The sequence below is a fragment of the Microcoleus sp. F4-D5 genome (assembly GCF_036704885.1).
Lineage (GTDB): Bacteria > Cyanobacteriota > Cyanobacteriia > Cyanobacteriales > Microcoleaceae > Microcoleus.
Genome location: NZ_JAUBSX010000009.1, coordinates 98,882 through 113,075 on the forward strand (window position 1 = coordinate 98,882; position 14,194 = coordinate 113,075).

Below are 14,194 nucleotides of genomic sequence, written 5' to 3' on the forward strand. Positions count from 1 at the left end.
TGAATTTCTTACTAAAGATACAAGATCGATCGTAATCCTTCATCTATTTCATCCTGTAAATCCTGTGGTATTGTGCCAATGCACTCAATTAAAAATGTTTTGTCCACAGTAAAAATCTGAGAAATATTAGCCACAGAATCCTTGGATAAACCTGTGGCTTTACTCGGTAACGAGCATTACCTGGTGCTTCCGCTAACCGCAGATTAGAAGTAATGATGACGACGATTACAGTGCTAATACGACTCTGAGTAAAAGTATCATCCTGAACAATTAAGACGGGACGACGATATCCAGGTTCTGAAGCAATTGGAGAGGGTAAGTTTGCCCACCAAATTTCTCCGCGATACATTACCAATCCTCATGGGGTAAGGACATAAATTGCATCTTTGCCAAGACTGGATCTAGTTCAGAGCACTCTTCAGAATAGACTTGATTGAGTTTGCTCAAAATTCGCTCGCGGTTGTGTCGCCGCAGATACGCCTGCAATGCTTTTGTATAAAGCTCACTGCGTGATAACCCTAACTGACTAGCCAAAGCTTCGGCTTCTTCAAAAACTAAATCTGGAAGTGAAATTGCAGTTTTCATAGCTCCGCTTGCTGTCACGGTGACATCATAATATTGGTTATAGCATAGAACAACGACCTCAATCTACTTTTTAACACTCACAATCAGAACAGCTATGAAATTTAATCGTTTTGGACAATACCCGATCGCATTTATGCTAGTGTTGCTATGTACGATCGGTCTGCACCATATAACATTTGTCCGCGCCCAGGAGCCGCCACAAGTGCAAATTATCCAACCAGAACCAAACCCAGTAGTACCTGAAAGTATTTTCATGAGTCAACTCCCCAGTTGGGCGCGACTGGTTGACATCCGCACCGTAAATCGCAACATTCGCCTCGATATCCGATACGCCACTACTAACAATTTCTTGAAACGAAAACTTTATCCTATATCGAAATGCGCCTTGAGAAGTTCTGTTGCTCAAAAGTTAGCGCTAGTTCAAACAGATTTGGAAAAAATTGGATTGGGTTTGAAAGTTTACGATTGCTACAGGCCTTTTTCTGTGACTGAGCAAATGTGGGAAGTTATGCCAGATCCTCGCTATGTTGCCAATCCTGCTAGGGGCTCGCGGCACAATCGCGGTGCTGCTATTGATTTGACTTTAGTCGATCGCACTGGCAAAGAATTAGAAATGCCAACACCTTACGATGATTTTACCGAAAAAGCTCACGCAGATTATCAAGGCGGCAGCGCCCAATCTCGGAAAAATCGTCAAGTGCTTAAGGATGCAATGAAAAAACACGGATTTATCGGTATCACAACAGAATGGTGGCACTTTGATTCGGAAGATTGGCAGAAATTTGCGATTCTCGATATCTCGCTTGGGGCTATTCCTTAACTATACTATTTATTAATAGTCGCAGATCCAGGTAGGACACGGCAGTGTCGTATCCCTACAGATATCAGGAAAATTATCGCAATTTTACCGAAAATTCGTATTCGTATCCCCGGAAATTTGAATCTAATTGTAATGTGTAATTGCCTGTTACTGGCACTTTTCCAGTCCACTCTGTTTCATTGCCTTGATAAGGATCTCCGGCTAAAAGTTTGCCGCTGGGAGTTATAATTTGCGGGAAAACATCTTTCCGATTCCTAACAGTCATTGTTTGACCTTTTCTAGCGCGAATCCGGTAAGAATGGCTGCCGCCGCCAATAATTCGACCTTTGACGATCGCCTCATCTCCTCCCGGCAGAAAATTAATCTGCTGGTTGACGTTGGAACAACTGCTTTCGGTGCGGTTTTTGGCAATCCAACCGGGAGGATCGGTAATTCGCAGCCAACCGTTTTGTTCTTCGGCGACTGAAACAAAGGTATTATTTTTAAGTTTTCCTACTATTTGGCTGCCCCTTACTTGCGGGATCGATCGCACGTTTAGCGGTGGATTCGGATCGCTGACTACAGCTTGGCTGATTTTGCAACCCGAATTTGGCGGTGTGACAACTACTGGCTCAACTTTTCGCGGAGAGACTCCTGCAACTAGCGAGGATGGAAGTTTTGGGGTTTTGGCAGGTTGGGCTTCGGATTTCGGAGATTCCGCAGCCTGGGTTTTTGGTTGCCGAGATTCGGGGTTGTTCGTCGATTCCCCTGCAATCTGGTTTCTGGTGGATACCGGTGATTCAGCGAGGGAAGGATGGGATTGTTTCATCGCACCCGACTGTATAGTTGCAACAGCCACTCCCACCGCTGTTGCCACTCCTGCTAAGCTTACTGTGATGATTTGAGCCTTAGTAAATGACATAAAAAACCCTCTCTGTATCTATACTAATAATTTTTGTTTGGGAGTTGGGGCGATCGCCAGTTAATTTATAGTGGAAATACCTAGTGCGGCCCACAGGGTCAGGATTTTTAGATAAAATTTCAGATCCATAATTGCCGCAATAATTTGAGTCAACATATACTGGATGCCTATACTGATGGTAATCTTGCTCTGGGGTATTTGCGCGCAAATTTGCGAAAGTAAGCGTTCAGCGCGAGGTACATAAAATGTCAAAATTGATTCCTCTGAGATTACAACCGCCTCGCGATCGATTGTTGGAGGAGGTGAAGCAAGAAGTCCAAGCAGGACGATCGCAGTCTTTGCACGCGGCTGTGCTGGCTAACCTCAGCCAAGACTCGCAGCCAACGGGTGTTAACCGCTGTTGGGATGTGGAAGTGAAAGCGGGCAACCGTCCGAGTTTTCGGCTTCCTCCCAAAGCCAGCATTGCTAAAGTGTTCGATCGCACCGGCGGCAAATTGGTAATTTTGGGAGCGACGGGTGCAGGCAAAACTACGACGCTGCTAGAATTAGCTCGCGTGTTAGTTTCCCGCGCCCAAAAAGATGTTAGTTTGCCAGTACCAGTGCTGTTTGAACTCGGATCGTGGAAAGCAGAATCTGGGGCGATCGCAGATTGGTTAATTGCTCAACTTCAGTTTAAATACGGCATCTCTCCTGCCGCAGGCAAAAAATGGCTTGCCGAACAAAAATTGCTGCCTCTCCTCGACGGCTTGGACGAAGTAGAAACCCACCGCCAAAATATCTGCATTCAAGCAATCAATCAGTTTGTTGAAAGCGAATTTAAACCCAAACATTTAGTAGCTTGCAGCAGTTTTGAAGCTTACAAAAACTGCCAGACTAGATTTCGCCTGCAAGCAGCGGTTTTATTGAAACCTTTAACAGAAACTCAAATCCAAAATTATCTGCTAGAAGCCAGAAGCCGCGAACTTTGGTACAGCATTGAGCGGGAGCCGGAGTTGTTGAAATTGGCAAAAGTTCCCTTGCTTTTGAGCATGATGGCTTTGGCTTACGACGATATTTTAATCGAAGCTTGGAAGCGCATAACTTCTGCCGAAGAACAGCGCAAATATCTGTTAACTGCCTATATCCGGCACCAAATCACCGGGGAAGTCAAGCAGTATCCCAGAGGTAAGGAACTGCGGCCGGAACAAATTCGCCACTGGCTGGGATGGTTGGCGAGAAGGATGGAACAGCAAGGAATGCAAGAATTTTATCTCGATCGCATACCGTATAGCTGGCTGCAAACAGACGAGGAACGGCGCAAGTATCAGTTTGGAGTTAAGCTGCTTGGCGGGCTGATTTGGGTGATTTTGGGATTAATTGCCAGCCTAGTCTCCGGGTCGATTTGGGGATTAATTGCGGGTGCTGTTGCTGCGGTAATTAGTGCTTTGCTGCCGGGAATTCCGGGGATTGAAAGTTTTATATTGCGCCTGGTGCTGTGGTCTAACGGCTACATTCCTTGGGATTACAGGCGTTTTCTCGATGCTGCGACCGATCGCCTGCTGCTGCAAAAAACTGGCGATCGGCGCTATCGATTTATTCACGATTTGTTGCAAAAGCATTTTGCTGAAATATAAATTATCGATCGCCCCTACCTGAAAAAAAATAGCGATCGAATTACTGACTGCCATTAGTTCAAATTATCTGGGTCTACTCCCAACTCTCGCAATCTTTGAGCTAATTGTTGGGCGCGCCGATCTAATTGTTGGGCGCGCCGATCTAATTGTTGGGCGCGCTGCTCTAACTGTTCGGCGCGCTGCGCTTCCTGCTTCACTTGTTCTTCAGGTGTCAAATAGCGTTTGCCATCGGCATCGTACCAATACAACCACTCTCTTGTCACCCCAGAATAATTTCCCCTTTCACAACCAATTCCCAAACCGATTTCTGGCATCCAAACAGGATTTCCTGACTGCAGTTCATACTTGCCATTGACTAACTTGTGTACTTCCAAACGCGGTTTACGGCGGCGGCGGGAAGAATAAATCACGTAATAAAGTACGCCTAAAGCTTGATATTCTTCCAATTTCGTGGTGTATTCCTTGCGATAATTTTGGGAAACAACTTCTAGCACGAACAGCGGCATGACATTTTCATCCCACACCACGTAACTGGGACGCAATTCTTCGTCGTAAAACCGTTCTACTCCTAAACTCAAGAAAGCATCTGGGACAATAGCTGGCTTGTCAGGGTGATAGTAAATACCCATATCTATCCCAAAAAACCAGTCCATGCGTGACGACCAAAGTATCAGCAAGATTGCCTTTAGCAACCCCGGTATTAGTTCTTGCAGTTCGTTATCCACAGGCGTTTCATCCGAGTCTGGCAGTTCGTCGGCTGAGGGCAAGTTCCTCGGCAAGTTGTACTGTAACATTGCTGCTTTCCTCAATACTAATTCATATTATATAAACGCAAATTACTCTTGAACAAAAGAATAGTTTTTCAATAATTTGACAAAAATAGCCAAACATGATAATGGCATTGCCAATTCTGCACGCTTTAAGTACAAAATGTTCGATCGACTCCTAGATCGACACCCCCAAAAGGTTAAGATTCTAATCTGACCCTCCTGCAATCATTGCTTCACCTCCTATGGCAGAAACCTTATTGTTCAACGCCCTCCGCGAGGCGTTAGACGAAGAAATGGCCCGCGACTCCGCCGTATTCGTACTCGGCGAAGACGTAGGTCAATACGGCGGTTCCTACAAAGTCACCAAAGACCTCTACAACAAATACGGCGAACTTAGAGTGCTCGACACCCCGATCGCCGAAAATAGCTTTACAGGCATGGCAGTAGGCGCAGCAATGACGGGACTCCGGCCGGTCATCGAAGGCATGAACATGGGCTTTTTGCTGCTGGCCTTCAACCAAATTTCCAACAACGCCGGAATGCTGCGCTACACCTCCGGCGGCAACTTCAAAATGCCAATGGTAATTCGCGGGCCCGGCGGCGTGGGCCGGCAACTCGGCGCGGAACACTCCCAGCGCCTAGAAGCATATTTCCAAGCAGTACCGGGTTTGAAAATAGTCGCCTGTTCGACTCCCTACAACGCCAAAGGACTCTTAAAATCAGCCATCCGCGACGATAATCCGGTTCTGTTTTTCGAGCACGTCCTTCTTTACAACCTCAAAGAAAATTTGCCAGAAACAGAATATTTAGTGCCGCTGGACAAAGCAGAAATCGTGCGATCGGGCAAAGATGTCACCATCCTGACATATTCCAGGATGCGGCACCACGTCTTGCAAGCAGTGCCCGCCCTGCTAAAAGAAGGTTACGATCCAGAAGTCATCGACCTAATTTCTCTCAAACCCCTGGACATGGAGACAATTGGCGCATCCATTCGCAAAACTCACAAAGTAATTATTGTAGAGGAGTGCATGAAAACAGGAGGCATCGGTGCCGAATTAATTGCTTCGATTAGCGATCGATTTTTTGACGAACTCGACGCACCGGTTTTGCGCCTGTCTTCACAAGATATTCCCACACCTTACAACGGGAATTTGGAAAGACTGACCATTGTCCAGCCCACTCAAATTGTCGAGGCAGTCCAAAAAATGGTAGCTTTGCGAGTATAAATAGTGATTAGTCAATAGTCATTGGTTGACTGTTGACTGTTGACTGATGACTGTTGACGGATGACTGATGACTGTTGACTAAAATCTGCCAACCGCCAACTGCCAACTGACAACTACCAACAGACCAATGACTAATAATTAAATATGCAAAAACAACGTTCCATATTAGCCTTAATTTTTGTTTTAATCATCGCCGCCATTACTGTAATAGTAACAATTCCGACGCGGCTGGGATTAGACTTGCAAGGAGGGTCGCAACTCACAATTCAAGTAAAAACTACCCCGACAATTCCCAAAATTGACCAGGGAATGTTAGAAGCAGTGCGGCGGATTGTCGAAAACCGCGTCAACGGTTTGGGCGTTTCCGAAGCATTAGTCCAAACAGTAGGAGAAGACCAAATTCTCGTGCAGTTGCCCGGAGTAAATGACCCGCAGCAAGCAGAACGAGTTTTGGGCGGCACCGCCAAGCTAGAATTTTTGGAACAACTGCCCGGAACAGAAACACAATTAGCCATTGAAAGGCAGTTGCAGCAGGAATTGCTGGTCAAACAAACAGCATTGAAAACTAGCAATAATGAGGCGGCTATCAAAGAAAATCAGGCTGCTTTGAAAAGAAGCAATGAGGCGATCGCCAAACTCTTCAAAAGCAGCGGCCTCGGCGGCGAAAACCTCAAAGACGCTCAACCTCAACCCTTGGCGGCTGGGAACAACTGGAACGTTGCTCTCCGTTTCGATACCAAAGGAGGCGAACTCTTTGCCCAACTAACTAAAAATTTAGCCGGCACCGGACGCAGTATCGGTATTTTCCTAGACGAAAGAATGATCAGTTCTCCAGTCGTCGGCGTTGAATTTGCCCAGACAGGAATTACTGGTGGGAGTGCCGTAATTCAAGGCAACTTTACAACGCAAGAAGCCAACGATTTAGCAGTGCAATTGCGGGGCGGCGCTTTGCCCGTGCCGGTCGAAATTGTAGAAAACCGCACTGTCGGCGCTAGCTTGGGTAAAGACAGCATTCAAAGCAGTATTAACGCAGGTATCGGCGGCTTAATTTTGGTCTTGATTTTCATGGTTGCCTACTATCGACTCCCCGGCGTAATTGCCAATATTGCGCTGTTAATTTATGCTCTGTTAACTTGGGCAGCTTTCGTGCTTTTGGGCGTGACATTAACGCTGCCGGGAATTGCTGGTTTCGTTCTCAGCATCGGGATGGCAGTGGATGCTAACGTGCTGATTTTTGAGCGCACGCGGGAAGAGTTGCGGGCGGGAAAAACGCTTTACCGATCGGTCGAATCGGGTTTTTACCGCGCTTTTTCCAGCATTTTAGACGGCAACGTCACAACAGTTATTGCTTGTGCTGCTTTGTTCGGGTTGGGCGCTGGTTTAGTTAAAGGGTTTGCTGTAACTCTGGCATTGGGCGTAGTAGTGAGTATGTTTACTGCTATTACTTGCAGCCGCACTCTACTTTTGGTAGTGTTGGGCTTTCCTGCCCTGCGGAAACCTCAGTGGTTCTGTCCCGATTTGTCGAAAACTGCTAATAGTTAACTGTTGACTGTTGACTGTTGACTGTTGACTGACTAGGTAAGGTGCGCCGTAGGTAAGGTTCGCATTGCGCACCCTACATTGAGAAATTTTTCTTCCCTCTTCCTTATTCCTTATTCCCTCTTCCTTATTCCTTCTTCCTTCTTCCTTCTTCCTTCTTCCCTCTTCCTTCAAATTATGAAATTCAGTGTTATCAAACAGCGATCGCTCTGGTGGAGTATTTCCACCGCTATAATCCTTGCAGGTATAGTGTCGATGGCGATTTCTTGGACTCGTCCCGACATTCGCGCACCGCTGCGGCCCAGTTTGGACTTTATCGGCGGCACTAGGCTGCAATTTGAACTCGACTGCACGAAACCGGAAAATTGTAAACCCATCGATATTGCTGCTGTCCGCGAAGTCCTGGACGCCCAAGGTTTAGGTGGCAGCAGCATTCAAGTTATCGGCCAAGAACAGCGAGGTTTGTCGCTGCGAACGAAAACTTTGGATGTCGAACAGCGGACTAATTTACAAACAGCTTTGAGCGAAAAGATAGGCGCTTTTGCTCCTCAATCTACTCAAATTGATACAGTTGGGCCTACCCTCGGTAAACAATTATTTACTTCGGGATTGTTGGCTTTATTTCTGTCCTTTGCGGGAATTACGGTTTATCTAACATTCCGGTTTCAGTTGGATTACGCCTTTTTTGCTTTCGTTGCTCTATTCCACGACGTGTTTGTTACTCTTGGTGTTTTCTCGTTTTTGGGTTTAGTCCAAGGAGTGGAAGTTGACAGTTTATTTGTGGTCGCTCTCTTGACAATTATCGGTTTTTCTGTTAACGATACAGTGGTAATTTACGATCGCGTGCGCGAAGTAATCAAGCTAAATCCGGGACAGTCTATCGATCAAATTGTCGATGATGCGGTCATGCAGACCCTGGGAAGGTCAATTAACACGACGATGACAACGCTGCTGACATTGTTTTCAATCTTTTTGTTTGGCGGCGAAACCCTCAAATACTTTGCTTTAGCTTTGATTGTCGGTTTTATTGCTGGTGCATATTCGAGTATTTTCATTGCCAGTACGCTGCTAGCTTGGTGGCGCAGTCGCACCGGCAACCCTATCCCCGTCCCCGCAGAAGGAATCAACCAGTCAGAGGAAGTTTAATTGTCATTGCTCATCAGTCATTAGTTATCAAGCTGCTGACTGCTGTTAACGGTTAACTCAGGGCTAAGGCAAAAAAATGGTTTGATGCGCCACTGATAGCGGTAAGCTGCGCGCTGGATACCCTCAATACTAATGACTAATAACTAATGACTAATGACTGATGAAAGCGACGCAAATTTTCAAATTGAAGTCCAAAGGCTTCACAAACTAACAGTTTACGCCCGCTGGTTAACTGTGATATTGCTCTGGATTAGCGTCGGTTCTTTGAGCATTTGGGGTTTGCGCCGCGAAATCGCTTTGTGGTTAGAACACTTCACTTGGGCGGCGGTGCGCTACGGTTTATATTTTCACCGCTTGCCGACTCTCGGTTTGGGTTTGTGCTTGGGAATGACTTTAGCTGTGCTAACTTGGCAAAGTCGCAATAAAGTGCGAGGATTGCCCCAGCGGGAAAAACAGAGTTTGGAACAACAAGTGCGCCGCATTCGCCAGCGCGGGCCTAGTCATCCTTTGTGGAAGTGGGTTTGCAAAGGTTCGCGGTAGCAATGGGCTTTATTCTTCACTCCTAGACGCACTCCAACCTCAGAAACCGGATTTTTTACCGAATCTGTGCGCTGCAAGCAAATATGAGGGTGAAAAAACCCGGTTTCTGACCACCTTTGAGTAGATGCTAGTTATTTTAAATCCGTTAAATCCCGTACATTCCTCGTTGCCGAACTTCTTTCTGCTGTATCACGCAAAGCGAGGCAAAATCTGTGCTGCAGAAGACTGTTGAAGTGGAATTTCGATCGCAAATTCTGCTCCTTTTCCCGGTTCCGAAAAGCATTTCAATTCGCCGCCGTGTTGGTTCACAATAATTTCATAGCTAATCGACAGTCCCAAACCAGTTCCTTTGCCGACCGGCTTAGTAGTAAAAAAAGGGTCAAACAACCGCTTCCGAACATCTTCTGTCATTCCCGGGCCGTTGTCAGAAATTTTAATTATTACCTTTTTTTTCTCAATTAACTCCGTGCGAATCCAAATCGCAGGAAGCAGGCGAGTAGAGTTAGAAAGTGATGGTTGACTATTTGTACAAGACTGCTTTCGATCGCCTGGGGACTTGTGATGGCTTTGTTTATCGACTTTTTCGTCTTTTTTCGACTCCACAAGAGCGTAAATGGCATTAACTAAAATATTCATAAATACCTGATTGAGCTGTCCGGGATAGCACTGCACCAGCGGCAAGTCGCTGTATTCTTTGTGAATGGCGATCGGCTCTTGCCCCGATTTCCCTTTAAGCTGGCTTTGCAACAGCATAATCGTGTTGTTGATACCGTCGTGAATGTTGACCTGCTTCATTTCAGCTTCGTCTAATCTGCAAAAATTCCGCAGCGACAAAACGATGTCGCGCACTCTTTCTGCACCTTGCTGCATGGAATTTAACACTTTCGGCAAGTCTTCAACTAAATAATCGAACTCGATTTTTTCTGCTTCTGCTTCAATTGCTGCGATGGATTCGGGACAGTGCTGTCGGTAGAGGTCGAGCATCCGTATTAAACCTTGCATGTACTCTTTAGCGTGGTGCAAATTACTGTATATAAAGCCGATCGGATTGTTAATTTCGTGAGCTACTCCTGCTACTAACTGCCCCAAAGAAGACATTTTCTCGGTTTGAATTAGTTGAGTTTGAGTGCGCTGAAGTTCTAGCAGGGCAAGTTCGAGCTGTTGGGCTTGATGTCTTAATTGCGCTTGGGACTCGCGCATCGCCACTGTTGATAACTCGTGAATTTGCAACTGAGAAAGCAGCAGTTGATGTACGTCTAAAAGTTTGTAAGTTTCGGGTTCTACTTGTACTACAATGGGTTCGTGGATTAGTTCGGGCGATCGCTCTAAAGACTGCCGCACAGCCGTCATAATCGAGGTTTCGCTATCGAGAACCAACATATCAGTTTTAGTAAAGCGGTAAAGAATGAACAAAGGCTGTTGAGAAAATAACTCCAAACTGTAGGGGCGGCTCATGTGTTCAAAATAACGCCGCCGCGAAATCATCCCTGTAAACTTTCCTTGCTGAGTGATGATAATGCCGGGAACTAAAGGGTTTGCTTGAAAAATTTTAGCAACTTCATCCCCCGGACGATCGGACTCTAGGAGAAAGTCGTACAGGGTTAATTCCTGTAGAGTCGATCGCAAACCAAGCGGCGATTTCAGGGGACTCAACCCGTCATTTTCATACACTGCTCCCTCCTTTGGTAATTGGCAGTAGCGGTTGGCTGCTGGAGTCTTGCCTACTATTTAGACTGCCTTTTCAACTCTTTTTATAGCTTGGTCATCAACTTCTCTCTGCTCGCTCGAATCCAGTTAATTCAGCAGGATTTTCTTTGCCTTAAATCGTGCTGGTATCCCCCGAAACGATATTGCAGGTTAGATGGATTTAACAGCAGACACCCGTTTGAAACGTGACTATGTAGTAAATTTTATATATCCAAGCTTCTACTAATCCGAATATAACAGTCATAACTATTGTTAATGTTTGAGGACATTAATTTGCTTCAGATTAATAGACATCTGCGACTTGTGGCACTAAATTGGGGATTACCCGTTGCGTAAAATTATATTACAATAAGACAAGAATAGCGACAAGTAGCCAGCCGATCGCCTATTTGAGAATTCAGGCCAAATCGGTGTCGGGGAATTGCCAATAAATCTCAATAGTCAGTTGTTTCGCACAAATGCCGATCGCACTCAACCCACGGATTGTATTGCAGGTAGTCTTCGCACTAGGGGCAGCCGATTGCGAGCAATTTGTCAAGTTCGGCAACTTATACTTTAGCCGCATCAAGACTCCAAAGCTTCACAGACGAATTTTTTCCGTCAGATCCTAAAGTTGTGCGATCGCAACTAGAACTCACATTCACACATCCGCTTGATGTGCTTTAAAAATTTGCAAAAAAGTAAAGTCAGGCCGCCAACTTGATATTCAAATTTTGTCGCTGGCAAATCTGATACGGAGAATAAAGAGGAAGCAGAAGGAAATAATTTTATTTTAGCCGACTTTTCCCCAAGCTCAACTTCAATTTGAGGAAGTTGGTTTGGTTGCGATATTTCGATCGCTGTTAGTTCTCCTCCCCCTTTATTTTAGGCAATTCTCATTAGAAACTCTAAGATGTTGATTTGAGGAAGCTCAGGGGGTCGCGTTTGGTTTGGCGATCGCACTGAGCTAAATTGAAATGACACTTGAGGAAAGTAAGCGACGGTTTCCATGTGCGGTTTGCCGAACTAAATGTGCTAACTCTATACACGGGCTGACGATCGCAGTTTCAGTACAATGTCAGTATTTCAACCTGTACACCTGTTGAGTCTGAGTCTCTGAGACTGTGAATGTCCCTCTAATCCTTTGACTGTCAGGATCTGAGGTTTTTGAAGACTGCCGCAGTGCGAGGCTCAGAGGCTGACAGTTAACCAAGCAGCACAAGGCGAGTCGGCACCTAACGCCCGCGCAGGCAGGATTTTAGGCTCTGGCCGTCAATCAATTTTAGATTGTAGATTTTAGAAAGCGACCCTACTGATAAATCCGAGGGCTGGCGATGAGGATTCCGAGCTTTTTTCTCGCTCCCGGCATGAATCCGGGGGCCCCCGACGAAATTGCTTGATTGTCAAAGATGAACAGAGAAAAGCACGACAGCAGCAGCAATATCACCCAAAAGAATGATTGATCGAAAAAAAGTTGCGTGTTATGTTTCTAAATAATTCTATACAAAAATACTTTTACCTAAAAGGAGAACAAAAAATGGACACACCTACAGATCGCGAACAAGAACCTGTCGGGGCAAGAGAACTCGGATCAATACCTGTATCGGAAAAAATTTCTGCCCAAAAAGTTAGTGAGGTTAATTTTGAAACGACTCCTTTAGAAACCCCTGCTTATACTCAGCAAAAAGTTAGCGTCGAGGAGTTGAAGATTAACGGCGATGATTTGGTTGCCAAAGTTAAAGAACTGATTCACGAAGGCCATATCCGCCGCATCATTATCAAAAATGAAGAGGGACGGATCTTAGTAGAAGTTCCTCTGACAGTGGGAGTAGTCGGCGGAGTAATCGGTGCGGCTTTGTTTCCAGTCATTGCAGCAGTAGGAGCGATAGGTGCATTAGTCGCTCACCTGACCATCATCATTGAAAGAACAGAGTAAAAAAACTCAGTTGTTAGTAATAGTTGATGTCCGGTTAATTTCCCCTAATCAAGCTTGTTGTTAGTCAGTACGCTCTTCATCTCTTTCTGGATGAGAAAAAAGTTGCCTTGATTACTGCTAACGTAATAATGGTTATCTAACCGGACTCAAACAAATTGCAACTCCAAACCCAGCCTAAAGTGGCTGTAAAAGCAGAGAATACCTTCCTATCTTCCTTCAGCCACAATACACAAACCAAAAAGATATCGCTGTTCTAAAAGCTTCGAGCGCCTGTGCAATGGTGTTTAATGGGACTTAGACAAAAACAGAAGCCAAAATAGCTTCAAACCTAGATAAAGAGAGACTTTTAGCTTAAATGAGTATAAGTCTAGTATTTACAAGAGTTTGATGCTTTTTTATGTCATCGACCTCTTTCCCTTGCGAACTAGAGGTTTTCATCCCCTTTAGGAACCTTAAAATGTCTAAGTCCTATTGAATTTTTATTTACCCACCTACGTCTTAATCCTCCAGTTAAGGTATGTCAGAGAATAAAAGTGTACGCACAAAATACCCAAATTAAATGCCTCTGACGACTGCGTTGCTCTCTGACTTGATATTCTTTTAACCCTAACCTTCATGAGATATTCACGACAGAAAAATTTAATCCAATTTCTTGTAAATAGGTCTTTACTATCCGCTGTCCAGTTGTTAAAAATTCAATTTTAGTCATCTAATTATCAATTAATTGGATGGGCTGCATAACAGTGAACTGCCACGAGCATCGCTATTACTTTCTGGTTATTGCAGTTGGATAACTCGATGGATATTGTGGCTAACCACACCGTTAGCGGTTTTTTTAGCTGTAGTTTAAATTTAGTGTATATTTTTTTTGTAAGGTTTTTGCCAACTTGTTTCCTCGAATATCCTATTTTTAATCTGCTCATTTTTGAATTATTATTTTTCGATTATTCGCTATTCATCTATGTATTTGAATTTATTTATTTTTATCTAACTTTTGTAAAAAACTCATGTTGTTGTAGGCTCGATTTAAATTATAATCATCGCGGATTGATATCATCTTTCAAACTTATTAAACTTATGGCTTTTTGATGTTATTTATTGAATTGCTCATATTTTTTTGGTAAATGAGTGCGTTTTTTGAGATAATTTTATATCTAATGGCATCGTATAGATAACTGATAACTGTTACTATTCCCTTCTGTTTTGCCGATTTATCTGATGGATTGCCTTCCCACTCCGGCAGTAAATTTGCCACGCTCTCAGGGGACACTGAATCATCTATGATGATGGTAATTCCTCGACTAATCCTGGTGTGGTGACACTTACTCATTACCTCCACACGGCGTTGATTCATTTCATTGAATTACCAAGAAGCTGCCTTTCAAAAATCGTATTATTTGAGATAAATTACTCCGATGCTGTGTGCCACCAC

General features: G+C 44.7%; 14 protein-coding genes. 7 read left to right on the forward strand and 7 right to left on the reverse strand.

The window, feature by feature from the left end; all coding sequences use genetic code 11:
* Positions 1 to 11: 11 nt before the first annotated feature.
* Genes QUA80_RS33715 through QUA80_RS06825 form a run of 3 tightly spaced genes read right to left on the reverse strand, consistent with a single transcriptional unit; the run spans position 12 to position 585 of the window.
* Entirely contained in the window at positions 12 to 134 is a 123-nt protein-coding gene (locus QUA80_RS33715) for a type II toxin-antitoxin system PemK/MazF family toxin (RefSeq protein WP_445302209.1), read from the reverse strand.
* Positions 89 to 349, reverse strand: a complete 261-nt coding sequence (locus QUA80_RS06820; RefSeq protein WP_333422597.1) for a type II toxin-antitoxin system PemK/MazF family toxin — start codon at positions 347 to 349, stop codon at positions 89 to 91. The genes QUA80_RS33715 and QUA80_RS06820 overlap by 46 nt, the downstream gene beginning before the upstream one ends.
* Complete coding sequence (locus QUA80_RS06825; RefSeq protein ID WP_333422599.1) at positions 349 to 585, reverse strand: hypothetical protein; 237 nt, start codon at positions 583 to 585, stop codon at positions 349 to 351. The genes QUA80_RS06820 and QUA80_RS06825 overlap by 1 nt, the downstream gene beginning before the upstream one ends.
* Before the next feature lie 94 nt (positions 586 to 679).
* On the opposite strand from QUA80_RS06825, the gene QUA80_RS06830 reads away from it, so the two are divergent.
* On the forward strand, positions 680 to 1,405 hold the full coding sequence (locus QUA80_RS06830; protein WP_333422601.1) for a M15 family metallopeptidase: 726 nt from the start codon (positions 680 to 682) through the stop codon (positions 1,403 to 1,405).
* 73 nt (positions 1,406 to 1,478) lie between these two features.
* Here the strand turns inward: QUA80_RS06830 and QUA80_RS06835 are convergent, their stop codons facing one another.
* Positions 1,479 to 2,306 carry an SH3 domain-containing protein gene (locus tag QUA80_RS06835; RefSeq protein WP_333422603.1) on the reverse strand — a complete coding sequence of 276 codons (828 nt, stop codon included), beginning with the start codon at positions 2,304 to 2,306 and terminating at the stop codon, positions 1,479 to 1,481.
* Between the two features lie 245 nt (positions 2,307 to 2,551).
* On the opposite strand from QUA80_RS06835, the gene QUA80_RS06840 reads away from it, so the two are divergent.
* Positions 2,552 to 3,919: an NACHT domain-containing protein gene (locus QUA80_RS06840; RefSeq protein WP_333422605.1), complete on the forward strand. Its 1,368-nt coding sequence runs from the start codon at positions 2,552 to 2,554 to the stop codon at positions 3,917 to 3,919.
* A 53-nt stretch (positions 3,920 to 3,972) separates the two neighbouring features.
* Here QUA80_RS06840 and QUA80_RS06845 read toward each other — a convergent pair whose 3' ends face one another.
* Positions 3,973 to 4,713, reverse strand: a complete 741-nt coding sequence (locus QUA80_RS06845; RefSeq protein WP_333422607.1) for a Uma2 family endonuclease — start codon at positions 4,711 to 4,713, stop codon at positions 3,973 to 3,975.
* Positions 4,714 to 4,931: 218 nt separating this feature from the next.
* Here QUA80_RS06845 and QUA80_RS06850 point away from each other — a divergent pair, with 218 nt between their 5' ends.
* From QUA80_RS06850 to QUA80_RS06865, 4 genes are all read left to right on the forward strand, one after another.
* Positions 4,932 to 5,915: an alpha-ketoacid dehydrogenase subunit beta gene (locus tag QUA80_RS06850; RefSeq protein WP_333253381.1), complete on the forward strand. Its 984-nt coding sequence runs from the start codon at positions 4,932 to 4,934 to the stop codon at positions 5,913 to 5,915.
* 144 nt (positions 5,916 to 6,059) lie between these two features.
* Entirely contained in the window at positions 6,060 to 7,457 is a 1,398-nt protein-coding gene (secD, locus tag QUA80_RS06855) for a protein translocase subunit SecD (RefSeq protein ID WP_333422609.1), read from the forward strand.
* Positions 7,458 to 7,631: 174 nt separating this feature from the next.
* Positions 7,632 to 8,600, forward strand: coding sequence for a protein translocase subunit SecF (gene secF, locus QUA80_RS06860; protein ID WP_333422611.1), 969 nt, complete (start codon positions 7,632 to 7,634; stop codon positions 8,598 to 8,600).
* A 153-nt stretch (positions 8,601 to 8,753) separates the two neighbouring features.
* Positions 8,754 to 9,140, forward strand: coding sequence for a hypothetical protein (locus QUA80_RS06865; RefSeq protein WP_333422613.1), 387 nt, complete (start codon positions 8,754 to 8,756; stop codon positions 9,138 to 9,140).
* Between the two features lie 189 nt (positions 9,141 to 9,329).
* On the opposite strand, the gene QUA80_RS06870 is transcribed toward QUA80_RS06865, so the two are convergent.
* Positions 9,330 to 10,811, reverse strand: coding sequence for an ATP-binding protein (locus QUA80_RS06870; RefSeq protein WP_333422615.1), 1,482 nt, complete (start codon positions 10,809 to 10,811; stop codon positions 9,330 to 9,332).
* 1,552 nt (positions 10,812 to 12,363) lie between these two features.
* Between QUA80_RS06870 and QUA80_RS06875 the strand changes: the two genes are divergently transcribed.
* On the forward strand, positions 12,364 to 12,762 hold the full coding sequence (locus QUA80_RS06875) for a DUF4342 domain-containing protein (protein WP_333422618.1): 399 nt from the start codon (positions 12,364 to 12,366) through the stop codon (positions 12,760 to 12,762).
* Positions 12,763 to 13,837: 1,075 nt separating this feature from the next.
* Here the strand turns inward: QUA80_RS06875 and QUA80_RS06880 are convergent.
* Positions 13,838 to 14,116 (reverse strand): hypothetical protein, encoded by a 279-nt coding sequence (locus QUA80_RS06880; RefSeq protein ID WP_333422620.1) that lies wholly within the window; start codon positions 14,114 to 14,116, stop codon positions 13,838 to 13,840.
* Between the last annotated feature and the right edge of the window lie 78 nt (positions 14,117 to 14,194).

What these genes read in the sequence shown, in the direction of transcription:
- QUA80_RS06835 (WP_333422603.1), bottom strand. Translation starts at nt 2,306, where the DNA reads ATGTCATTTACTAAGGCTCAAATCATCACAGTAAGCTTAGCAGGAGTG.
- secF (WP_333422611.1), top strand. Translation starts at nt 7,632, where the DNA reads ATGAAATTCAGTGTTATCAAACAGCGATCGCTCTGGTGGAGTATTTCC.
- QUA80_RS06820 (WP_333422597.1), bottom strand. Translation starts at nt 349, where the DNA reads ATGTATCGCGGAGAAATTTGGTGGGCAAACTTACCCTCTCCAATTGCT.
- secD (WP_333422609.1), top strand. Translation starts at nt 6,060, where the DNA reads ATGCAAAAACAACGTTCCATATTAGCCTTAATTTTTGTTTTAATCATC.
- QUA80_RS06865 (WP_333422613.1), top strand. Translation starts at nt 8,754, where the DNA reads ATGACTGATGAAAGCGACGCAAATTTTCAAATTGAAGTCCAAAGGCTT.
- QUA80_RS06880 (WP_333422620.1), bottom strand. Translation starts at nt 14,116, where the DNA reads ATGAATCAACGCCGTGTGGAGGTAATGAGTAAGTGTCACCACACCAGG.
- QUA80_RS06875 (WP_333422618.1), top strand. Translation starts at nt 12,364, where the DNA reads ATGGACACACCTACAGATCGCGAACAAGAACCTGTCGGGGCAAGAGAA.
- QUA80_RS06830 (WP_333422601.1), top strand. Translation starts at nt 680, where the DNA reads ATGAAATTTAATCGTTTTGGACAATACCCGATCGCATTTATGCTAGTG.
- QUA80_RS06840 (WP_333422605.1), top strand. Translation starts at nt 2,552, where the DNA reads ATGTCAAAATTGATTCCTCTGAGATTACAACCGCCTCGCGATCGATTG.
- QUA80_RS06850 (WP_333253381.1), top strand. Translation starts at nt 4,932, where the DNA reads ATGGCAGAAACCTTATTGTTCAACGCCCTCCGCGAGGCGTTAGACGAA.
- QUA80_RS06845 (WP_333422607.1), bottom strand. Translation starts at nt 4,713, where the DNA reads ATGTTACAGTACAACTTGCCGAGGAACTTGCCCTCAGCCGACGAACTG.
- QUA80_RS06825 (WP_333422599.1), bottom strand. Translation starts at nt 585, where the DNA reads ATGAAAACTGCAATTTCACTTCCAGATTTAGTTTTTGAAGAAGCCGAA.